At 54.2% G+C, this 18,964-nt stretch carries 19 protein-coding genes; 6 read left to right on the top strand and 13 right to left on the bottom strand.

From position 1 onward, the window contains the following. The first annotated feature begins 10 nt into the window (after window positions 1-10). The 4 genes from AC5TBW_RS15225 (at window position 11) to AC5TBW_RS15210 (ending at window position 3,626) form a co-directional block, all read left to right on the top strand. Complete coding sequence (locus AC5TBW_RS15225) at window positions 11-538, top strand: retropepsin-like aspartic protease family protein (RefSeq protein ID WP_495509373.1); 528 nt, start codon at window positions 11-13, stop codon at window positions 536-538. A gap of 72 nt (window positions 539-610) precedes the next feature. Beyond that, window positions 611-790, top strand: coding sequence for a PLDc N-terminal domain-containing protein (locus AC5TBW_RS15220; RefSeq protein ID WP_290696655.1), 180 nt, complete (start codon window positions 611-613; stop codon window positions 788-790). A 461-nt stretch (window positions 791-1,251) separates the two neighbouring features. Then, window positions 1,252-2,010 (top strand): winged helix-turn-helix domain-containing protein, encoded by a 759-nt coding sequence (locus tag AC5TBW_RS15215; protein ID WP_495509372.1) that lies wholly within the window; start codon window positions 1,252-1,254, stop codon window positions 2,008-2,010. 20 nt (window positions 2,011-2,030) lie between these two features. Then, on the top strand, window positions 2,031-3,626 hold the full coding sequence (locus tag AC5TBW_RS15210) for an ATP-binding protein (RefSeq protein ID WP_495509371.1): 1,596 nt from the start codon (window positions 2,031-2,033) through the stop codon (window positions 3,624-3,626). Here AC5TBW_RS15210 and AC5TBW_RS15205 read toward each other — a convergent pair. Continuing rightward, window positions 3,589-4,527: a LysR family transcriptional regulator gene (locus tag AC5TBW_RS15205; protein WP_495509370.1), complete on the bottom strand. Its 939-nt coding sequence runs from the start codon at window positions 4,525-4,527 to the stop codon at window positions 3,589-3,591. The genes AC5TBW_RS15210 and AC5TBW_RS15205 overlap by 38 nt on opposite strands. 99 nt (window positions 4,528-4,626) lie before the next feature. Here AC5TBW_RS15205 and metE point away from each other — a divergent pair, with 99 nt between their 5' ends. Beyond that, a complete protein-coding gene (metE, locus tag AC5TBW_RS15200; RefSeq protein ID WP_495509369.1) occupies window positions 4,627-6,924 on the top strand; it encodes a 5-methyltetrahydropteroyltriglutamate--homocysteine S-methyltransferase in 2,298 nt (765 codons plus the stop codon). A gap of 87 nt (window positions 6,925-7,011) precedes the next feature. Here the strand turns inward: metE and ppk1 are convergent, their stop codons facing one another. Together ppk1 and hemB are read right to left on the bottom strand one after the other, a co-directional pair. Beyond that, complete coding sequence (gene ppk1, locus AC5TBW_RS15195; RefSeq protein WP_495509368.1) at window positions 7,012-9,201, bottom strand: polyphosphate kinase 1; 2,190 nt, start codon at window positions 9,199-9,201, stop codon at window positions 7,012-7,014. A gap of 120 nt (window positions 9,202-9,321) precedes the next feature. Next, a complete protein-coding gene (gene hemB / locus AC5TBW_RS15190; RefSeq protein ID WP_495509367.1) occupies window positions 9,322-10,332 on the bottom strand; it encodes a porphobilinogen synthase in 1,011 nt (336 codons plus the stop codon). Between the two features lie 168 nt (window positions 10,333-10,500). Here hemB and elbB point away from each other — a divergent pair, with 168 nt between their 5' ends. Continuing rightward, window positions 10,501-11,160, top strand: a complete 660-nt coding sequence (elbB, locus tag AC5TBW_RS15185; protein ID WP_495509366.1) for an isoprenoid biosynthesis glyoxalase ElbB — start codon at window positions 10,501-10,503, stop codon at window positions 11,158-11,160. A gap of 101 nt (window positions 11,161-11,261) precedes the next feature. On the opposite strand, the gene tatC is transcribed toward elbB, so the two are convergent. From tatC to hslV, 10 genes are all read right to left on the bottom strand, one after another. Then, the gene (tatC, locus tag AC5TBW_RS15180; RefSeq protein WP_495509365.1) at window positions 11,262-12,053 is read right to left on the bottom strand and encodes a twin-arginine translocase subunit TatC; all 792 of its coding nucleotides are present in this window, start codon (window positions 12,051-12,053) and stop codon (window positions 11,262-11,264) included. Next, a complete protein-coding gene (gene tatB, locus AC5TBW_RS15175; protein WP_495509364.1) occupies window positions 12,050-12,520 on the bottom strand; it encodes a Sec-independent protein translocase protein TatB in 471 nt (156 codons plus the stop codon). The genes tatC and tatB overlap by 4 nt, the downstream gene beginning before the upstream one ends. Before the next feature lie 3 nt (window positions 12,521-12,523). Next, window positions 12,524-12,802, bottom strand: coding sequence for a Sec-independent protein translocase subunit TatA (gene tatA / locus AC5TBW_RS15170; protein WP_495509363.1), 279 nt, complete (start codon window positions 12,800-12,802; stop codon window positions 12,524-12,526). A 76-nt stretch (window positions 12,803-12,878) separates the two neighbouring features. Then, a complete protein-coding gene (locus AC5TBW_RS15165; RefSeq protein ID WP_495509362.1) occupies window positions 12,879-13,271 on the bottom strand; it encodes a phosphoribosyl-ATP diphosphatase in 393 nt (130 codons plus the stop codon). A gap of 31 nt (window positions 13,272-13,302) precedes the next feature. Further along, on the bottom strand, window positions 13,303-14,925 hold the full coding sequence (ubiB, locus tag AC5TBW_RS15160) for a ubiquinone biosynthesis regulatory protein kinase UbiB (RefSeq protein ID WP_495509361.1): 1,623 nt from the start codon (window positions 14,923-14,925) through the stop codon (window positions 13,303-13,305). Beyond that, window positions 14,922-15,578, bottom strand: a complete 657-nt coding sequence (locus tag AC5TBW_RS15155) for a ubiquinone biosynthesis accessory factor UbiJ (protein WP_495509360.1) — start codon at window positions 15,576-15,578, stop codon at window positions 14,922-14,924. The genes ubiB and AC5TBW_RS15155 overlap by 4 nt, the downstream gene beginning before the upstream one ends. Window positions 15,579-15,609: 31 nt before the next feature. Beyond that, window positions 15,610-16,365, bottom strand: coding sequence for a bifunctional demethylmenaquinone methyltransferase/2-methoxy-6-polyprenyl-1,4-benzoquinol methylase UbiE (gene ubiE / locus AC5TBW_RS15150; protein ID WP_495509359.1), 756 nt, complete (start codon window positions 16,363-16,365; stop codon window positions 15,610-15,612). Between the two features lie 163 nt (window positions 16,366-16,528). Further along, window positions 16,529-16,912 carry a gamma-butyrobetaine hydroxylase family protein gene (locus tag AC5TBW_RS15145; RefSeq protein WP_495509358.1) on the bottom strand — a complete coding sequence of 128 codons (384 nt, stop codon included), beginning with the start codon at window positions 16,910-16,912 and terminating at the stop codon, window positions 16,529-16,531. A gap of 112 nt (window positions 16,913-17,024) precedes the next feature. Continuing rightward, window positions 17,025-18,347: an ATP-dependent protease ATPase subunit HslU gene (hslU, locus tag AC5TBW_RS15140; RefSeq protein ID WP_495509357.1), complete on the bottom strand. Its 1,323-nt coding sequence runs from the start codon at window positions 18,345-18,347 to the stop codon at window positions 17,025-17,027. Between the two features lie 51 nt (window positions 18,348-18,398). After that, window positions 18,399-18,932: an ATP-dependent protease subunit HslV gene (gene hslV, locus AC5TBW_RS15135; RefSeq protein WP_008957546.1), complete on the bottom strand. Its 534-nt coding sequence runs from the start codon at window positions 18,930-18,932 to the stop codon at window positions 18,399-18,401. Between the last annotated feature and the right edge of the window lie 32 nt (window positions 18,933-18,964).

Below are 18,964 nucleotides of genomic sequence, written 5' to 3'. Positions count from 1 at the left end.
GAGGTGAAACATGCTGACGCATACAGCAACGCAAAGAGCACAGCGTGGTGGCATTGTTATGATGCTCCTGTTTTGGGTGCTGCTTATGGCGGTGGGCACTTGGTGGATTCACGGTGGCTTGGAAGAGATGATGCGTCCCAACGCTAATATCGTGCATACGTTGCCTGCGGGGGAGCCGGTTACCTTAAAGCGTAATCGTGCCGGACATTTTGAGTCGCCGGGCCTCATCAATGGTGAGCCAGTGACCTTTTTGCTCGACACGGGAGCCACCTATGTGGCGGTTTCGGCCAGTTTGGCTGAAGAGTTGGGCTTGGCGTCAGGACGTAGCGCCTGGTTCAATACCGCTAATGGCCGAGTGGAAGGCACTTTAACCGAACTGGATGAGGTTTCGCTGGGCGGACTAAAAGTGCAGAATATACAGGGGTCAATTAGCCCTGGCATGGAGCGCGACACTGTTCTGCTCGGCATGAGTTTTTTGAATCTTTTGTCGATTGAAATGCAGGCTGGTGAGATGGTGTTGAGCCTTCCCGAGCAGTGAGTTCAGCTTGGGAAGGTATTGTTGATATGATGAGCTAAATAGACATGAGTGCCAACACGCTAAGGAGTTGCTATGGGCATTGAAGTAGGTGGATTGTTAGGACTAATTTGGCTAGTCATCGTGATCTGGGCCATTGTCAAAGTAGCTAAAAGCGGCGCAGGTGGTGTTGCCAAGCTAATATGGATTCTGGTGCTGCTGTTTTTTCCGCTGGTCGGCTTAATAGCGTGGTTTCTATTTGGCCCCAAGGGATAGCGGTCTATAGATTAGTGTGATCAAACAAAAAGGCAGGCCAGTGATGGCCTGCCTTTTTGGTAAATCAAGCATGAATTACTCAATAAAGAGTTACTCAATGGTGTCGTTTCCTTCACCGGGTGGCGCTTTATAATGCCCGGGTATTTTTAACTTTTCCCCGTTGGGCAGGTCGCGCACTTGGGTTGGAATGTAAACACGTTTAATAACACTTTTCGTTTTACTACTTCCCATGGCAGGTTCCTCCTGTCAAATTGTCGACAGTTAGCGCTTCCACATTAGCTCTCGCTGGTGTGAGAATCAAGTATCTGGCTCTTTGCATCCATCAATAGGCGCAATTGTAATGACAGAAGCGGGTGTTTTGATGGTTTTGAGTTATCCTGAGAGCCAATAATAGGGCACCTGCGTTGATAATGGGTGAGCGGGTGAAAAAATAAACAGCCTAAGCGGAGTGCAAAAAGAGGATGGTAGATCATTTGGAACAGCAATTTCAGGCGCTTGAGTCCCAAGAGCCTGTGATGCCTGACTACCCCGATCAAGATCATGTCCTGATCATTGAAGATGATCAGCGCCTAGCTGAACTAACTCGCGATTACTTGGAAGCGAACGGCTTTCAAGTAACGCTGGAAGCTGATGGGGCGAAGGGGGTAGATCGTATTTTAACCCTGCAGCCCGACTTGGTGATTTTAGATTTAATGCTGCCAGGCGAAGATGGATTATCCATTTGCCGTCGCGTTAGGCCTGATTTTGCAGGCCCGATCATGATGTTGACCGCGCGCACTGATGATCTGGATCAGGTATTGGGCCTTGAAATGGGGGCCGATGACTACGTGCCGAAGCCCGTTCAGCCGCGTGTACTGCTTGCGCGTATGCGAGCACTGCTCCGCCGTGCAGACGGACCAGCCCCTGATGGCGAAATGCGTCTGCGTTTTGAAAACCTAGAGATTGACAACGCTACCCGCGAAGCATGGCTCTCAGGTGAACGTATTGACTTAACCAGCGCTGAGTTTGATTTGCTGTGGCTGCTGGGGCGTAATGCAGGCCGTGTGCTCACTCGGGAGGAGATATTCAGCGACCTACGGGGCATCAAGTACGATGGGCAAGATCGCTCTATTGATGTTCGCGTGTCGCGTATTCGACCTAAGATTGGCGATGATCCCAATCAACCCCATCGGATCAAAACCGTGCGCAGTAAAGGTTATCTCTTCGTTAAAGACAGTTGATTATTCAGAGGGAAAGCATCATGCGGCGGGTGCTCAGTAACGGCTCGTTTTTACGGTTTTATTTGTTGCTGGGCGTAGCGCTATTGGTGGTGTTTGTGATCGCATTAGCAGGACGTTCGTTTATCGAGCAGGTGCGCCGCGAAGATTATCGTGAACAGCTTGCTGCGCTCCCTATGTCATTGATGACGCGACAGTTAGCCGATTTGCCAGTCGACCAGCGCAATGCCTTGCTGGGTCGTTTTTCAGAGCAACTTGGGCTGCAGCTTACCTTGCAGCCGATCAGCGACGCTGATCTTGGCTACTTTGAACGGTCGCGCTTGGAGCAAGGCAAGATACTGGTTGCTGAAAGTCCCTGGTTATTGCAGCAGCGGCTGCCTGGCGATACTTGGCTACTGCAAGCCAAACTAGAAGATTGGAGTGAGCACCAATGGCACGGCAGCATAGCGTTATTGGGTGATTGGCTCGCAGCTGCGCCCGAAGATGAGCGAGAAAGCCGCATGGCTCAGCTGCGGCAAGGCAGTTGGCCGCTTCAGCTATCCTCTAGCGTGCCAGCTGGGCTGTCGGCTCAGCAGCAGGCCCAACTGGCCAGCGGCGGCGTCATCACTCAGTTAGTCTCTGATAAGCTCTCAATTAAACTGCTTTATCAACTCCCCGGCGAGTCACAATGGCTGCAAGCAGGGCCGATTTCTCGTGGCGATACGCTGCCACCCTCCTTGCACCTTCCCCTGTTGGTTGGGTTGATGATTGTTCTCAGTCTGATTATCTATTTAATTATGCGCAGCATAGAAGCCCGCATGGCGCGGCTAGAATTGGCCGCCACGCGGATTGCCAGTGGCCGCCTGGAAACCCGTGTGAAGGTCGAGAGCGGTGACTTTTTAGGCCGCTTGGGCATGGCGTTTAACGGTATGGCCAATCAAGTGCAGAGTCTGCTGCGTGGCCAGCAAGAAATGATTAGGGCAGTTTCCCATGAGCTGCGCACTCCAGTGGCGCGTATTCGCTTTGCCGTTCAAATGGTCGAGGATATGACCGACCAGCCTGCCATTCGCCGCCAGTTGCAGGGCATCGATGCGGATATTGCCGAGCTCGATGAATTAGTCGATGAAATACTCACCTATGCACGTCTAGGCGGTGAAACGGTAAACGGTGCTGAGCTAGAAACGGCGTTGGTGGAGTGCCGCGCCATGACGGAGCGGGTGATAGATACTCTCACGCCGCTGCATAAAGACTTAACATTGACGCTGGCCACTGGCCCTGAAATCGAGCTGTTGGCGGAGCCGCGATATCTTCAGCGAGCGCTGCAGAATTTAGTTGGCAATGCCTGCCGGCATGCTAAGTCTCAGGTAGTCATTCAGCTTTGGGATGAGCCCCACTTGGTGCGTATCGACGTTGAAGATGATGGCCCTGGCATTCCCCCCGAAGCCCGAGCGGATATCTTTAAGCCTTTCGCCAGGCTGGATGACAGCCGCGCACGTAGTTCTGGTGGCTACGGGCTAGGGCTGTCGATTGTGCAGAAAATTATGGCTGGCCACGGTGGCAGCGTAACCATTGATACCAGCCCGACCCTGGGCGGTGCTCGTTTTACGCTGCTGGTTCCGCGTCGCGATCCGCCGGTTTAACGCCTGTCAGCACCGCAAAGGAGGTTTCCCGAGCGGTGCGTAAGAAATCCTGCATCCATGGGGCTTCTCGAGTCTCATCGCGAATCGCCGCATATAGCGTGCTCCATACCCCGTGCTCGCCTAACTTCACTGCACTAACGTAATTGCGCTCTAAATACTCGGTGAGTGCCCAGTTGGGCAGTGCGCATACGCCGCGCCCGCTGGCCACTAACTGCATCATCATAATGGTTAATTCCGCTGTACGAATCTCCCGAGGACGCACATTCGCCGGTTGCAAAAACTGGGTGAAAATATCCAACCGCGACTGCTCAACGGGGTAGGTAATCAACGTTTCCTCGGCCAGCGCCTGGGGCTCTATAAAGCCCCGGCCTGCAAAAGGGTGCTGGCGGGCGATGGCTAATAGCCCTTCATAGCGAAACAGCGGGGCGTAGTGAATACCCTCAAGGGGTTGTGGGTCGGCAGTGATGACAAGATCCAACTGTTCACGGGCAAGCGCTGGAAGCGGGTCGAAGTGATGACCGCTGGGTATATCGATTTCCACCTCTGGCCAGTGATCACGAAAATAATCCACTGTCGGCATCAGCCACTGAAAGCAACTGTGGCACTCAATGGCCATATGCAAACGCCCCTGCTCGGTGCCTGCCAAACGCGCCAAATCCCGCTCCGCTTTGCGTACCTCGGGCAGTACTTGATCGGCTAAGGCGAGTAGCCGTAAGCCCGCGCGGGTAAATTCCACCGGGCGGGTTTTGCGCGCGAATAGCGGGCTGTCTACGCGGCTCTCCAAATCTTTCAACTGGTGAGAAAGCGCGGATTGGGTCAAATGCACGCGATCGGCAGCATCGACAAGAGAGCCGGTTTCGCGCAGAGCCAGCAAGGTGCGTAGATGTCGCAGTTCAATCATTGTGAGTTTTTTTCATCTTTACTATTAGAAACTTTAGTTTGATTCACTAAAGCGCGGTGCCCAGACTGTGTGAATTCATTCACGTTGGTAGGGTTCATCATGACAGTTTCTCATATTCTCGGCTATCCCCGCATTGGTGCTCAGCGCGAGCTAAAAAAAGCCACTGAGGCGTACTGGAAAGGCGAGTGTTCGCGTAGCGACCTGGAAAGCACTGGCCGTGAGCTGCGTTTGCGCCACTGGCAGGCGCAGCAGGACGCGGGGTTGGATTTCGTTAGCGTGGGCGATTTCGCGCTTTATGATCAAGTGCTGAATGTTTCTGTGGCGCTGGGGGCGGTACCTTTACGTTTTAACGCCCAAGCAGAAGTCGCTGGTGGCGATATCGATCTCGACACTACCTTTCGTATGGCTCGCGGTAGAGCGCCCAGCGGTGAGCCCGCCGCGGCCTGTGAAATGACCAAATACTTCGATACCAACTACCATTACCTCGTCCCTGAGCTGCACGAAGAGCAAACGTTTACCCTGGCCTCCAATCGCCTGTTTGACGAAGTGGATGAAGCGTTACGTGCGGGTTTTACCCCGAAAGTAACGCTAACTGGGCCGTTAACGTGGCTATGGCTGGGCAAAACCAAGGGCGGTGATTTTGATCGCCTGACGCTACTAGACAGCGTGCTGAATGTGTATGGCGAAATATTAGCGCGACTCGCCACCCAAGGCATTGAGTGGGTACAGCTGGATGAGCCTGCGCTGGTGCAGGATCTCCCGCTGGCATGGCAGCAGGCCTACGAGCGTGCCTATCATCGCCTTCAGTCTGCGCCGCTGAAACTATTACTGGCCACTTACTTCGGGGGCTTGGGTGACAACCTCTCCCTGGCGACCCGCCTACCCGTGGCGGGTTTACACATTGACGCCGTGCGTGCGCCTCAGCAAGTCGAGAGCGTGATTGACCGTCTTGGCCCTCATCAGGTGTTATCAATCGGTTTTGTCGATGGTCGTAATATCTGGCGTGCCGATTTAGCCGCCTTGCGGGAACGTTTGCTGCCATTAAAAGTGCGTCTTGGGCAACGGCTTTGGTTAGCACCGAGCTGCTCACTGCTTCATGTACCGGTGGATTTGGAGCAGGAGACGGAGCTAGGTGATGAGCTGGTCAGTTGGTTGGCCTTTGCGCGACAGAAACTGGATGAAGTCGTTACTCTGACAAAGTTGATTGATAACCGTGTCACTCCCATCGACGAGCAGCGTCTGGATGAGGCTACCCGGGCGCTGGATGCTCGGCGTGAATCAACGCGTATCCACCAGGCACTTGTGAGTGAGCGGCTGGCCGCAATTAGCCCTTCTGACAGCCAGCGTCAGGCGCCCTATAGCGCGCGAGCTGAAGCGCAACGCCGCGCTCTTAAGCTGCCGCTATTCCCTACCACGACGATTGGTTCTTTCCCCCAAACCGATGAGATTCGTGCCGCCCGACGCGCGTTTAAAGCCGGTGAACTATCCCTAGCTGACTACGAAGCCCGCATGCAGGATGAAATTGCCTACGCGGTTGAGCGTCAGGAAGCGCTGGATATCGATGTTCCGGTGCACGGAGAGGCCGAACGAAACGACATGGTGGAGTATTTTGGTGAGCAGCTTGAAGGGTTTGCCTTTACCCGCTTTGGTTGGGTGCAGAGCTACGGTTCACGCTGCGTCAAGCCACCGGTTATTTTTGGTGACGTTTCCCGCCCCGCACCAATGACGGTTCGTTGGAGCCAATACGCTCAAACCCTGACCAGCAAACCCATGAAGGGGATGCTGACGGGGCCGGTGACCATTCTGCAATGGTCGTTTGTACGCGATGATCAGCCGCGAGAAACTACCTGTCGGCAAATTGCCTTGGCGTTGCGCGATGAGGTATTGGATCTGGAAAAAGCCGGGATCAATGTTATTCAAATCGATGAGCCCGCACTGCGCGAAGGATTACCGTTGCGTCAGAATGAGTGGCAGGCTTACCTGGATTGGGCAGTCGAGAGCTTCCAACTGAGTGCTGCGGGCGTTGCCAACACCACGCAAATTCATACCCATATGTGCTACTCGGAGTTCAACGACATCATTGGTGCGATTGCCGCACTGGATGCCGATGTGATCACCATTGAAACATCGCGCTCGGATATGCACCTCTTGGATGCCTTCCAGGACTTCGCTTACCCCAACGAAATCGGTCCTGGGGTTTACGATATCCACACCCCGAATATTCCTGAGGTGAGCTGGATGGTGGATTTGATGGAGAAAGCGTTGGAAAAAATCCCCGCCGAACGGCTGTGGGTAAACCCGGACTGTGGCCTAAAAACCCGTGGTTGGGCGGAAGTGGAGCCAGCGCTGGCCAATATGGTGGAAGCCGCCAAGGTACTGCGTCAACGCTACGCTTAGATGATCAATAGCAAAGTATCAACGAGGTCTGAACAACCCACGGACGGGTTGATTCAGACCTTACCAAGGCTGGCCTCGACTCACCTTTTAGCTTTTTGATGCATAGGCGTAGAGCAGGGTTTCCTGGGCGCTGATGGCATCGCTCTTACCTGGATCCTGAAGCCGATAGCTGCCATCGGTCTGCAACAGCCAGCTCTGGCAATTGTCGACGAGATAGGTTTCGAGATCCTTGCGTACCCGGGTGGCGAGTTTCTTATCCAGCAGCGGAAAGCAGGTTTCCACACGGTGGAACATGTTGCGCGACATGAAGTCGGCGCTTGAGCACCAGGTCTCCGATTTTCCATCATTGTGGAAGTGGAATACCCGGGTATGCTCCAGCAGACGGCCAATAATGGAGCGCACGCGAATATTGTCGGAAACGCCTGGTACCCCAGGCTTTAAACAGCACATACCGCGAATAATTAAGTCGCACTCAACTCCCGCCTGCGAGGCACGGTAAAGTGCTTTAATTAGCTTGGGTTCGGTTAATGAGTTGCACTTGATGATGATATGTCCACGTTTCCCCTTACGTGCTATTTGGGCTTCACGGTCAATCATCTCCACTAGTCGTTCATGCAGGGTAAAAGGTGCGTGGAGCAAGGTGTCGATTTTACGTGCGCGACCCATTCCCGACAGCTGTTGGAACACTTTATGCACATCGGCACACAGCGCCTTATTCGCGGTTAACAGGCTGTAATCGGTATAAAGCTTGGCGGTTTTAGAGTGATAGTTACCGGTGCCAAGGTGCGCGTAGTAGCAAAGCTCGCCTTTTTCGCGGCGTACAATGTGCAGCATTTTTGCATGGGTTTTATACGCCATAATACCGTAAACCACGATGGCACCAGCCTCCTGCAAGCGTGACGCTAACTGGAGATTGTCCGCTTCATCAAAACGTGCGCGCAGTTCAATAACGACCGTTACTTCTTTGCCCTGGCTGGCTGCCTCAACCAGCGCGCTCACAATGGGTGAGTCGGCGCCCGTGCGATACAGCGTCTGCTTTACCGCCAACACATGAGGGTCGCGGGCGGCTTCGCGTAAGAGGTCTTCAATCGGTGTAAACGACTGGAAAGGGTGGTGCAGTAAAATGTCATTCTTGGCGATGGCATCAAACAAGCTGCCCGATTTGAGCGCTTTGGGAATACTCGGCGTAAAAGGCCTATAGAGCAGTTCCGGGCGGTCCACGTCACCCAGCACCGACATCATGCGGGTTAAATTCACCGGCCCTTTGACCCGGTATAAATCGTCGCTCTCCAGCTCAAACTGTCGCAGTAAAAAAGTAGTTAAGTCATCGGGACAGCTATCGGCCACTTCCAGGCGCACGCCGCTGCCGTAGCGACGTGCCAGTAGCTCACCTCGCAGCGCGGAAGCAAGATCGGAGACTTCCTCTGGGTCAACGCTCATATCCGCGTTGCGGGTCAAACGAAACTGGTAACAGCCGCGCACGCGCATGCCTGGAAACAGCTCATCAGCGTGGGCGTGGATCATCGATGAGAGAAATACATACTCCGAGAAGCCCTCTTCGCATAGCTCCTTGGGCAGCGCCATCAAGCGAGGCAGTGAACGGGGAGCAGGCAGGATCGCCATGCCCCCAGCGCGTCCAAAGGCATCCTTACCTTCCAGCTCAACGATGAAGTTGAGGCTTTTATTGACCAAACGCGGGAAGGGGTGTGAAGGGTCTAAGCCGATTGGGCTAATGACCGGCATAATTTCGTTATCGAAGAATGCGCGTGCCCAGGCCTTCTGCTGCTCTGTCCACTGATCGCGACGCCGAAAACGCAGCCCTTGGGTTTCCAGGGCGGGCAGTAGCGTGTTGTTGAGTATTTCATACTGGCGGACAATTTGTGCGTGGGCGATTTGGGAGATTTCCGCCAATACGGCTTTGGGTAAGCGTCCATCGGCGGCGGTGGTGTCGTCGCCCAACGCGATTTGATGCTTTAAGCCCGCCACGCGTATCTCGAAAAACTCATCCATATTGGATGAAAAAATCAGTAAAAACATCAGACGGTTGAGCAGCGGGTGGGCATCGTCTAACGCCTGCTCAAGGACGCGGATATTGAACTGTAAATGCGACAGCTCACGGTTGAAGTAGAGCTGCGTATCGTCAAGGTCAGTTTCAGGCAGCGCTTCACGCGCTTGTACACCGGTCGGGGTGCGGTTAATCCGTAGCGGCGTATCGCCGTCGCTGCTGGTTAGATCAGTAGACGATAGTGGTGAGGAATCTGTAGCTTGCTCGTCCATAGAGGATCTCCCGCGTCGATGGCTCGAAGGTATCATAGCCTGATACTTGCATATGAATGCAGTATGCGGGGAGAAGATGACAAACAAGTGTCACCTTGTTGTCATCTTTGTCATGGCGGCTTAGCGCTGCTGCAATATCCGCGCTGCATCGAGGGCGAAGTAGGTCAAAATTCCATCAGCGCCGGCTCGTTTGAAGCACATCAAGGATTCTAGGATGACCGGTTCTGCCTCCAGCCAGCCATTATCAAACGCTGCACGGTGCATGGCGTACTCGCCGCTAACTTGGTAGGCGAAAGTGGGGACTTTGAGCTCAGCTTTTACTCGGCGTACGACATCCAGGTACGGCATGCCGGGTTTAACCATCACCATATCGGCACCTTCGGCGATATCCATGGCTACTTCGTGTAGCGCTTCATCGCTATTGGCCGGATCCATTTGATAGGTACGCTTATCCGCTTTGCCCAAGTTGGTCGCTGAACCAACGGCGTCGCGGAAGGGCCCATAGTAGTGGGAGGCATACTTGGCGCTGTAGGCCATGATGCGCACGTTGTGCAGGTTCTCTTGTTCCAGCACTTGGCGAATAGCGCCAATGCGGCCGTCCATCATGTCGGAAGGGGCAACCACGTCGGCGCCCGCTTCAGCATGGGAAAGAGCCTGTTTTAACAGGGTGTCTACCGTGCGGTCATTCTGCACGTAGCCATTTTCATCGAGAATGCCGTCCTGACCGTGGCTCGTATAGGGGTCTAATGCCACGTCAGTGATAATTCCTAGCTCGGGCAGGGCGGCCTTCAGGGCTCGCACGCTTCGCTGCACCAGGCCACTGGCGCTATACGCCTCTTCGGCAAGTTCGGTTTTTTGCTCGGCGCCCACCACGGGAAACAGTGCCAGCGCTGGGATGCCAAGCGCATAAGCCTCTCTGGCTTGTTCAATCAACAGGTCGATAGAGAGCCGCTCAACGCCGGGCATTGAGGCCACGGCTTCACGCTGATTTTCTCCTTCCAATACAAACACCGGCAGAATCAGGTCTGAGGGGCTCAGGCTGTTCTCCTGCATTAAACGACGTGAAAAATCGTCGCGGCGCATGCGGCGCATACGCGTGGCAGGGAAGTGGCGGGCAGTGGGTGTGCTCAAAGGTTCTCTCCATTAAGGATCACATATGAGGGTGCCCGAAGGCATGCACGGAGTATATCAGTCATGCCCTGCTGCGAAAGCCGTCTTGTGACAACAAGTCAGACTGACTAAAGTGAGCAATTGCTTTGCTGTATTGCGTTCGGCAGACCCTGGGATAAGGAGATAGGCATGACCAAACAGGTAGCAGTGATTTTAGCTGGCTGCGGCGTTTACGATGGCTCAGAGATATATGAGACCACGCTAACGCTGCTGCGCTTGGATCAGTTGGGTATTGGTTACCGTTGTTTTGCCCCGGATATAGAGCAGCACCATGTCATTAACCACCTCACACAAGAGGTGGTTGAGGACGAGCAGCGTAATGTGTTGCAAGAGTCTGCCCGTTTGGCGCGGGGGGATATTAGCCCGCTAGAAGAGTTAGACGCTGATAATTTTGATGCAGTGATCGTGCCTGGTGGTTTTGGTGTTGCCAAGAATCTGTCGGACTTTGCCAGTGCCAGTGACAATATGCAGGTGCTGGAAGCGCTAAAAGAGTCGTTGGTTGGCTTTCGACAAGAGGCCAAGCCGATTGGCTTGATGTGTATTTCCCCCGTACTGGTGCCTCGCCTGCTAGGCGATGGTATTGCGGTAACCGTGGGCAATGATCCGGCGGTTTCTGGAGCGATTAGTGCCATGGGTGGGTTGCACCGCAGCTGTGCTGTCGAGGATATTGTCGTTGACCTTGAGCATCGTGTCGTGACTACGCCTGCCTACATGCTGGCAACGCGTATCAGCGAAGCGGCCACCGGTATTTTCAAACTGGTGGATCGAATCGATGAGATGATGGGGTAAACTATCGCTTAAAGTAGCGGTTGATAATGTAAAAGCCGTCGCTATCAATGATAGCGACGGCTTTTTATTGAGCTCGGCGAGACGCTAACATCACCACCACGCTATAGGTCTGCCTCTTGCTCTTCTGCAGCTTCTTTCTCGGCTTTACGTTTGCGTACTAGACGCCCAAACAGAAGCCCAACTTCGTAAAGCAGATACATGGGAATCGCTAGTAGGCTTTGGGAAATTACGTCCGGTGGCGTTAGTAGCATGCCAACCACGAAGCAGCCTAGCAGGATATAGGGGCGCTTTTTGGACAGGCTTTCCACGCTCGTAGCGCCAGAAAGAATCAGTAAGAAGGTCGCAATAGGTATTTCAAACGCCACACCGAAAGCAAAAAACAGCTTAAGAACGAAGTTCAAATACTGGTTGATGTCGGTCATCACGGCGACGTTTTCAGGCCCCGTTTGGGTGAAAAACTCAAACAGCAGCGGAAAAACCACGTAATAGGCGAATGCCGCACCGCCGTAAAATAGCGCAATGCTCGACACCAGGATCGGAATCGCCAGCGCTTTTTCGTTGTCATAAAGACCCGGCGCGATAAAGGCCCATGCCTGATGCAACACAAAGGGAATAGCGATAAACACCGCTACGACCAAGGTTAGCTTAAACGGCGCTAAAAACGGTGAGGCCACTTCCGTGGCAATCATTTGCGAGCCTTCAGGCAGCAGATCCATTAATGGATCTGCCACAAAGGTATAAATATCATTGGCAAAGGAATATAGGCCCAAAAAGATTACCAAAATCACGATCACGGCACGCATAAGCCGTGAACGTAATTCGATTAGGTGCTCAATGAGAGGGGCTTGGCTTTGTTCTTCACGCGGCTCTTTTGAATCGCCAGACATACTCATTGGTGATTACGATCCTTATTTAATTCAGCCTTTTCAGGTGCAGCCACGTCAGTTTCCGCCTCGCGATTAGCCGCCGAATTTGACGCGCGCGGCTCTTCACGCACTGTTTGAAGCGCGTCATCCAAGCGAGCGCTGGCCTTGGCAACCCGTTGTTCCGTATCACGCTGGGCCGCGTTGGTAGCCGGTGCAGTACCCGAAGCAGAGGGGGAGTCTGCAATACTCTCTACGTCCAGCTTGGCTTTTTTCAAACTGTCGTCGAGTTTCTTTTGCTGCTCGTTTAGCTTTTGCCTTAGCTCTTCTGCTTCTAACTGGGCACTGATTTCGCGCTGCATGCCGGATACCGTGCGCTTAATTTTTCCAATCCACATACCCGTCGTACGGGCAGCGCGGGGCAGCCGCTCTGGGCCAAGCACCAGCAGCCCAACGACGCCAATGAGCATCAGTTCAAGAAAGCCGATATCCAGCATGGTTTATTTGCGCTCTTCGTTGCGATCGTTGGCAGCCTGTTTCTCTTCGGCTTGAACGTCGTAAGTATTGCCGGGTTCTTCATGGCTTACTTTGGCATGCGGCTGGTCAGCGTCTTCTTTATCCGCCTCTTTGTTTTTTTCTTCGTCGTGCATGGCTTTTTTGAAGCCCTTGACCGCCCCGCCTAGGTCGGTACCCACGTTACGCAGTTTTTTGGTGCCGAAAACCAGGATGATAATGCCCAGAACAATCAGCAACTGCCAAATACTAATACCACCTAACATATGCGTTTCCTCATGGGAGCAGGTTGACTATCTTTTTTCCAGCTTGGTTATCACTATACGAAAGCTTTTTTGACCGTTATGGCTGACGAGACGCTTTTTCATCATGTCCGGATATGCCAAAGCGACATGCCAGCTCGTCTAAAACAGCCTGATGATCCATCTCCAAGTGAGACAGCATCACCAAGCTATGAAACCACAGGTCGGCAGTTTCAGAAATCAATGCCTGGCGCTCAGCCTCACCACCGTGCTCCGCATCTTTTGCCGCAAGCACTGTTTCAGTCGCTTCTTCGCCAATCTTCTCGAGTATCTTGTTCAAACCCTTATGATGCAAGGAGGCAACATAAGAATCTTCTGCTGCTGCGTGTCGCCGCTGCTTTAATACCTCATTGAGAGTATCCAGCACAGACGCAGTGTTTGTCGAAATGGTATTGGTCGATAAATTGTCGGGCGATAATGAGTTGCTGTCCATGGGAATCCTTATAAACGTTTAATGCGCTGTACTATTGCCATACCAGCAACAAGAGACCAATCGCAGCGGCGGCCAATACAGGCCACTCTTGGAGCTCAACCCAGCCGCTCAAGGGCTGCCAGGCCAGCGCGACTGCCAGTAGAATCAAGCCGATCCTGAGACGGTACAGCCGCTTGCCCTGCCGGACCATCTGTACACGCATGGCGTTAATAGAATCAACCTGCTGATGACGTTGGCGGTGCTCGTGCTCCATGCGACTGAGCGCTTGATGCGCAAGCACAGGCAATTCGGGTAGCTGGCGTGAAAGCTCCGGCGCCTGACGTTTCAGCGACTCCCATAAACCGCTGACACCGGCACGCTCTCTCATCCACTGCTCTAAGTAAGGCTTGGCGGTGCTCCAGAGGTCTAAGTCGGGATAGAGCTGGCGCCCCAGGCCTTCAATGTTGAGCAGCGTTTTCTGCAGCAGTACCAGTTGCGGCTGCACTTCCATATTAAAGCGGCGCGCGGTTTGAAACAGCCCCAACAGAACTTGGCCAAAGGAGATATCTTTTAATGGCTTCTCTAAAATGGGCTCGCACACAGTACGAATAGCGGCGGCGAACTCATTGGCGCGGGTATTTTCCCCCACCCAGCCGGACTCAATATGCAGCGCGGCAACTTCATAATAGTCCTGATGGAAAAACGCGAGTAGATTGCGGGCCAAATAGTCCTGATCTTCCCGTGTCAGGCTACCGACAATGCCGCAGTCGATGGCGATGTACTGGGGGTCTTCTGGGTTGTCGCAGTTCACGAAGATATTGCCTGGGTGCATATCCGCGTGGAAGAAGTTGTCACGAAATACCTGAGTAAAGAAAAGCTCAACGCCGCGTTCGGCTAGCTTTTTCAGGTTCGTGCCTCGAGCAATAAGCGTATCTAAATCGGCGACCGGAATGCCGCGAATGCGCTCTTGGACCATCACGTGGCGGCGGGTAAAGGGCCAATAAATTGTCGGCACAAACAGCAGCGGTGAGTCTTTGAAGTTCCGTTTGAGCTGCGAGGTATTGGCGGCCTCTTTATAGAGATCCAGCTCGTCAAACAGCGTGGCTTCATAGTCGCGTATCACTTCCACCGGGCGCAGGCGACGTGCTTCAGGGATTTTGGAGAACACTTTGGCAACTTGGTACATTAGCGCCATGTCCTGACGCATGACGCGATCAATACCGGGGCGAATGATTTTGACTACCACATCTTCACCGCTGTGCAGCCTTGCCGCATGAACCTGTGCAATTGACGCCGAGGCTAATGGCACCCGGTCAAACTCAGCAAAGGCTTCTTCCAGCGACATTTCCAGCGCTTTCTCGACGCGGGCGGCGGCTTGTTCGCCAGGAAAGGGGGGTACCTGATCCTGCAAACGTTTCAATTCGTCGGCAATATCCGAGGGCAACAAATCGCGACGGGTCGAGAGCATTTGGCCAAATTTAATAAATATCGGGCCTAAGGCTTCTAACGCCAAGCGCAGGCGTTCTCCACGCGAACGATGACCAATGGGCACCAAGCGTAGTGGTGAAAACCACAGCAGCGTGCGGAGCCACCAGGGTAAGCGCTCTAGCGGCAACAGTGTATCCAGGCGATGACGAGTGATTACCCAGCTTATCCGCAGAAGACGCAGGCTCATGGGCGCGGCTCCTGAGTGGCATTTTGCTGTTGCGTTAGCTTTCTCTGCAGGCGATTAAAGCGCGCTTCCAGACGATCAGTGGCGACCTCTAACTCGGTCAGGTGCTCGCGTAGCACATTGCGTTGCTGGCGCCCCGGAAGTAGTCGTGCCTCTTCAAAGACGTACTCAGAGACATCTTGCATGAGCTCATCTTTGGCGCGCAGGCCCCAGCGGGCGGCGCGGCGCAGTCCTTCTGCCAGCGAGTGGGCGGGCAAGTCTCCCAGCCACCTGGCCAGCTCACTTTCCCAGTCAATGTCCAAATCGAAAAGCAGATCGCGCGTCGCCTCAAGTAGGTGGATGCGCCCACGCACGGCTAATTTTCCGTCAAACATGAGCCGTTCAATCGATGCGCCGCTGAGCCACTCGGAAAAGGTTTCTGGGGTCATCTCTACCACTGCATCGACATCGGTTTCATCGATGTCTTCGCCACGCATTAGGTCGAGCCCAGCGTAGTGATAGTGAATAACCAGCGCTAGATGCGGCTGCTCCAAACGCACCAATAAGCGACTGCCCGCCAGCGCTGCCAGCCGTGTGGGGGCTGCCGGGTCACGAGCGAGCAGGGCATTAAGAGTGCGTTCACATCCGGCCAACAGCAGGGTCGGGGTTACCAGCATGCTGGCCTCTGGGTCAGTAGCGTCTGAAGCCTCATAGCTTAATGCCGCGGTGCAGTGCAACGATGCCACCCGTTAGATTGGTATACTCGACCCGCTCAAGTCCGGCTGTTTCCATCATGTCTTTGAGCGTTTCCTGGTCAGGATGCATACGAATCGATTCCGCTAGGTAGCGATAGCTCTCCCCGTCACCCGCCACCAGCTCGCCCATTTTGGGCAGCAAGCGAAACGAGTATTCGTCATAAGCTTTGGAGAGGAGCGGATTGTTGGGCTTTGAGAATTCCAGTACTAATAGGCGCCCGCCGGGCTTGAGGACGCGGGTCATCGAGCGCAGCGCGGCATCTTTATCGGTGACGTTGCGCAGGCCAAAGGCAATCGTAATGCAGTCGAAGCTGTTGTCAGGGAATGGCAGGCTTTCGGCATTGGCTTGAACATACTCAACGTTGCCGCCAACGCCGTTATCCATCAGCTTGTCGCGGCCGACTTTGAGCATTGAGGCGTTAATATCGGCCAGTACGACTTTGCCACGTGGGCCAACCAAGCGGGAAAACTTGAGCGTTAAGTCGCCCGTACCACCAGCGATATCAAGCACGTGGTGACCAGGGCGCACACCTGCGCGCTCAATGGTCATGCGCTTCCATATCCGGTGGATGCCCATGGACATCAGGTCGTTCATCACATCGTAGCGGGCAGCCACGGAGTGGAAGACATCGGCCACTCGTGAGGCTTTCTCATCAACAGGGACTTCCTGAAAGCCAAAGTCAGTAGTGCGTTTTTCTGTGGGGCTCATTGGGCAGTAGCTCCCGAATTCGAGGCGGTGGCAGATCGGCCTTAGGTCTTTTGACTTAGGGTCGACGCGATTAAAAGAGTAGTGCCATTGTAGCCTTGTCCACCCTGGCTTGTCTGCCTAGCTTGCTTGCCTGCTTTATTGCCTAGGGGCCTGAGTCAGGCACTCACAGTTGCTTGAATTGAATGCTGGCCGGCTCGCGCGAGGCACCGGCGTCTTTTAAGCGCTGTAAATAGTTGTTCCAGTAAGCTTCTTGGTGAGTAGCAATCTCATATAGGTAGTTCCAGCTAAACAGCCCGCTGTCATGTCCGTCATCAAAGTGAAGCTTCAGCGCGTAGTTGCCTGCCTGGGTGATGTTTTGCAGGCCGACGTCTTTTTTACCTACCTGAAGGACAGCGGTATCACCACCATGGCCACGTACTTCGGCAGACGGCGAATAGACGCGTAAAAACTCAACCGGAAGGCGAAAATTTTCACCATTGGCGTAGCCAAGTTCCAGCTCGCGGGACTGCTTATGGTAGTGAACCCGAGTAGGGGTAGGGGCGTTCATGATGCGACCTCATGGCTAAGTGTCCATGGCTTATGAACATAGCAGCAAGCCCGCGAAGAGCGAGCTTGCTATTGCTGACGATACCAACACTGATAATAACGGCAGGCGCAGCTTACAAAATATACCGCGACAGGTCTTCGTCTACCGCCAGTTCGCCCAGCTGGGCATTGACGTAATCACCGTCGATGACCAGCGGGCTCTCCATATCACCGCCTCTGAAAGAGGCTTCTTCCAACAGCCGCTCCATTACCGTATGCAGGCGGCGGGCGCCGATATTTTCGGTTCCTTCATTGACCTGCCAGGAGATCTGCGCGATTCGCTCGATACCGTCGGGAGTAAACTCCACATCAAGGCCTTCTGTCGCCAGCAGCGCTTGATACTGCTTGGTCAGCGATGCCGAGGGCTCGGTGAGGATGCGTTTGAAGTCGTTGGGCGTTAGTGCGTCAAGCTCGACGCGAATCGGTAGACGACCCTGAAGCTCCGGAATCAGATCCGACGGGCGCGAGAGGTGAAACGCACCAGAGGCGATAAACAGAATGTGATCGGTTTTGACCATCCCGTATTTGGTCGAGACGGTGGAGCCTTCAATCAGCGGCAGCAGGTCGCGCTGAACGCCTTCGCGAGAGACTTCGCCCCCGCTGGACTGGCCACTACCCTTGGCAACTTTATCGATCTCATCCAGGAACACGATGCCGTGCTGCTCTACCGAGTAGACCGCGCGAGCCTTGATCTCTTCTTCGTTGACCAGCTTGCCAGCTTCTTCATCACGAAGCAGAACCAGCGCTTCTTTGACCGTGACGCGGCGATTCTCCCGCTTCTGCTGGCCCATGTGGGAGAACATGCTCTGCAGCTGACTGGTCATCTCTTCCATGCCCGGTGGGGTCATGATATCGATGCCTTGGCCGTGAGAGGATATTTCAATATCGATCTCTTTATCGTCCAACTGGCCTTCGCGTAGCTTTTTACGGAAGGATTGACGTGTGCTGCTTTCTTCGCGTGGCTTGTCTTCCTGCCCCCGCGGCGGTGGAAGCAGTGCATCCAGTACGCGGTCTTCGGCAGCATCTTCGGCGCGGTGGCTGACTTCCTCTTTGGCCTGCTCGCGCACCATCTTGATGGCCGCTTCCATCAGGTCGCGAATAATCGACTCTACGTCACGGCCGACATAACCGACTTCGGTAAACTTGGTCGCTTCGACTTTGATAAACGGTGCCTTGGCCAGCTTGGCCAGACGGCGGGCAATCTCGGTTTTGCCCACGCCGGTGGGGCCAATCATCAAGATATTTTTAGGGGTGACTTCCGGGCGCAGGTCGTCATCGAGCTGCATGCGCCGCCAGCGATTGCGCAGGGCGATTGCAACGGCACGTTTAGCATCCTGCTGGCCAATAATGTACTGATCCAGGGCGTGAACGATTTCGCGGGGTGTCATCTGAGTCATATAAGTAACCTTTGTGGGCAATGAGCGGCGTTTGGGGGTCGCGTAAAGTGATTAGCGACCGTCAATCGACAGCTCTTCGAGCGTCACGTGATGATTGGTAAACACACAGATATCACCAGCGATCGCCAGCGATTTCTCAGTAATTTCACGCGCTGAAAGCTCTGTGTTTTCTAACAACGCTCGGGCGCTGGCCTGGGCGAAGTTGCCGCCAGAGCCAATGGCAATAATGCCGCGCTCGGGCTCGACCACGTCACCGTTGCCGGTAATGATCAGCGAGGCGCTGTGGTCAGCCACGGCTAACAGCGCTTCCAGGCGGCGAAGAGCCCGGTCGGTGCGCCAGTCTTTGGCGAGCTCGACGGCGGCCTTGGTGAGGTGACCCTGGTACTTTTCCAGCTGTGCTTCGAAACGTTCAAACAGCGTAAAGGCATCTGCGGTGCCACCGGCAAACCCGGCGAGCACTTTGCCACGATAGAGGCGACGTACTTTGCTGGCGTTACCCTTCATTACGGTATTGCCCAGCGATACTTGGCCATCGCCAGCGAGGGCGACCTGGTTACCACGACGAACGGAGACAATAGTGGTCATGGAGATAACTCCTTGGTGGGAGGCTCGCTCCC

The sequence above is a fragment of the Vreelandella sp. ssv genome, from assembly GCF_059448525.1.
This window is presented reverse-complemented; position numbering and strand designations above follow the sequence as displayed.

Bases quoted from the DNA above. Each gene is read 5' to 3' on its own strand.
- elbB (WP_495509366.1), top strand. From the start codon at position 10,501: ATGACCAAACAGGTAGCAGTGATTTTAGCTGGCTGCGGCGTTTACGAT.
- AC5TBW_RS15225 (WP_495509373.1), top strand. From the start codon at position 11: ATGCTGACGCATACAGCAACGCAAAGAGCACAGCGTGGTGGCATTGTT.
- AC5TBW_RS15220 (WP_290696655.1), top strand. From the start codon at position 611: ATGGGCATTGAAGTAGGTGGATTGTTAGGACTAATTTGGCTAGTCATC.
- ppk1 (WP_495509368.1), bottom strand. From the start codon at position 9,201: ATGGACGAGCAAGCTACAGATTCCTCACCACTATCGTCTACTGATCTA.
- AC5TBW_RS15210 (WP_495509371.1), top strand. From the start codon at position 2,031: ATGCGGCGGGTGCTCAGTAACGGCTCGTTTTTACGGTTTTATTTGTTG.
- AC5TBW_RS15215 (WP_495509372.1), top strand. From the start codon at position 1,252: ATGGTAGATCATTTGGAACAGCAATTTCAGGCGCTTGAGTCCCAAGAG.
- AC5TBW_RS15145 (WP_495509358.1), bottom strand. From the start codon at position 16,912: ATGAACGCCCCTACCCCTACTCGGGTTCACTACCATAAGCAGTCCCGC.
- tatB (WP_495509364.1), bottom strand. From the start codon at position 12,520: ATGCTGGATATCGGCTTTCTTGAACTGATGCTCATTGGCGTCGTTGGG.
- tatC (WP_495509365.1), bottom strand. From the start codon at position 12,053: ATGAGTATGTCTGGCGATTCAAAAGAGCCGCGTGAAGAACAAAGCCAA.
- AC5TBW_RS15205 (WP_495509370.1), bottom strand. From the start codon at position 4,527: ATGATTGAACTGCGACATCTACGCACCTTGCTGGCTCTGCGCGAAACC.
- AC5TBW_RS15165 (WP_495509362.1), bottom strand. From the start codon at position 13,271: ATGGACAGCAACTCATTATCGCCCGACAATTTATCGACCAATACCATT.
- tatA (WP_495509363.1), bottom strand. From the start codon at position 12,802: ATGTTAGGTGGTATTAGTATTTGGCAGTTGCTGATTGTTCTGGGCATT.
- hslV (WP_008957546.1), bottom strand. From the start codon at position 18,932: ATGACCACTATTGTCTCCGTTCGTCGTGGTAACCAGGTCGCCCTCGCT.
- ubiE (WP_495509359.1), bottom strand. From the start codon at position 16,365: ATGAGCCCCACAGAAAAACGCACTACTGACTTTGGCTTTCAGGAAGTC.
- ubiB (WP_495509361.1), bottom strand. From the start codon at position 14,925: ATGAGCCTGCGTCTTCTGCGGATAAGCTGGGTAATCACTCGTCATCGC.
- metE (WP_495509369.1), top strand. From the start codon at position 4,627: ATGACAGTTTCTCATATTCTCGGCTATCCCCGCATTGGTGCTCAGCGC.
- hslU (WP_495509357.1), bottom strand. From the start codon at position 18,347: ATGACTCAGATGACACCCCGCGAAATCGTTCACGCCCTGGATCAGTAC.
- AC5TBW_RS15155 (WP_495509360.1), bottom strand. From the start codon at position 15,578: ATGCTGGTAACCCCGACCCTGCTGTTGGCCGGATGTGAACGCACTCTT.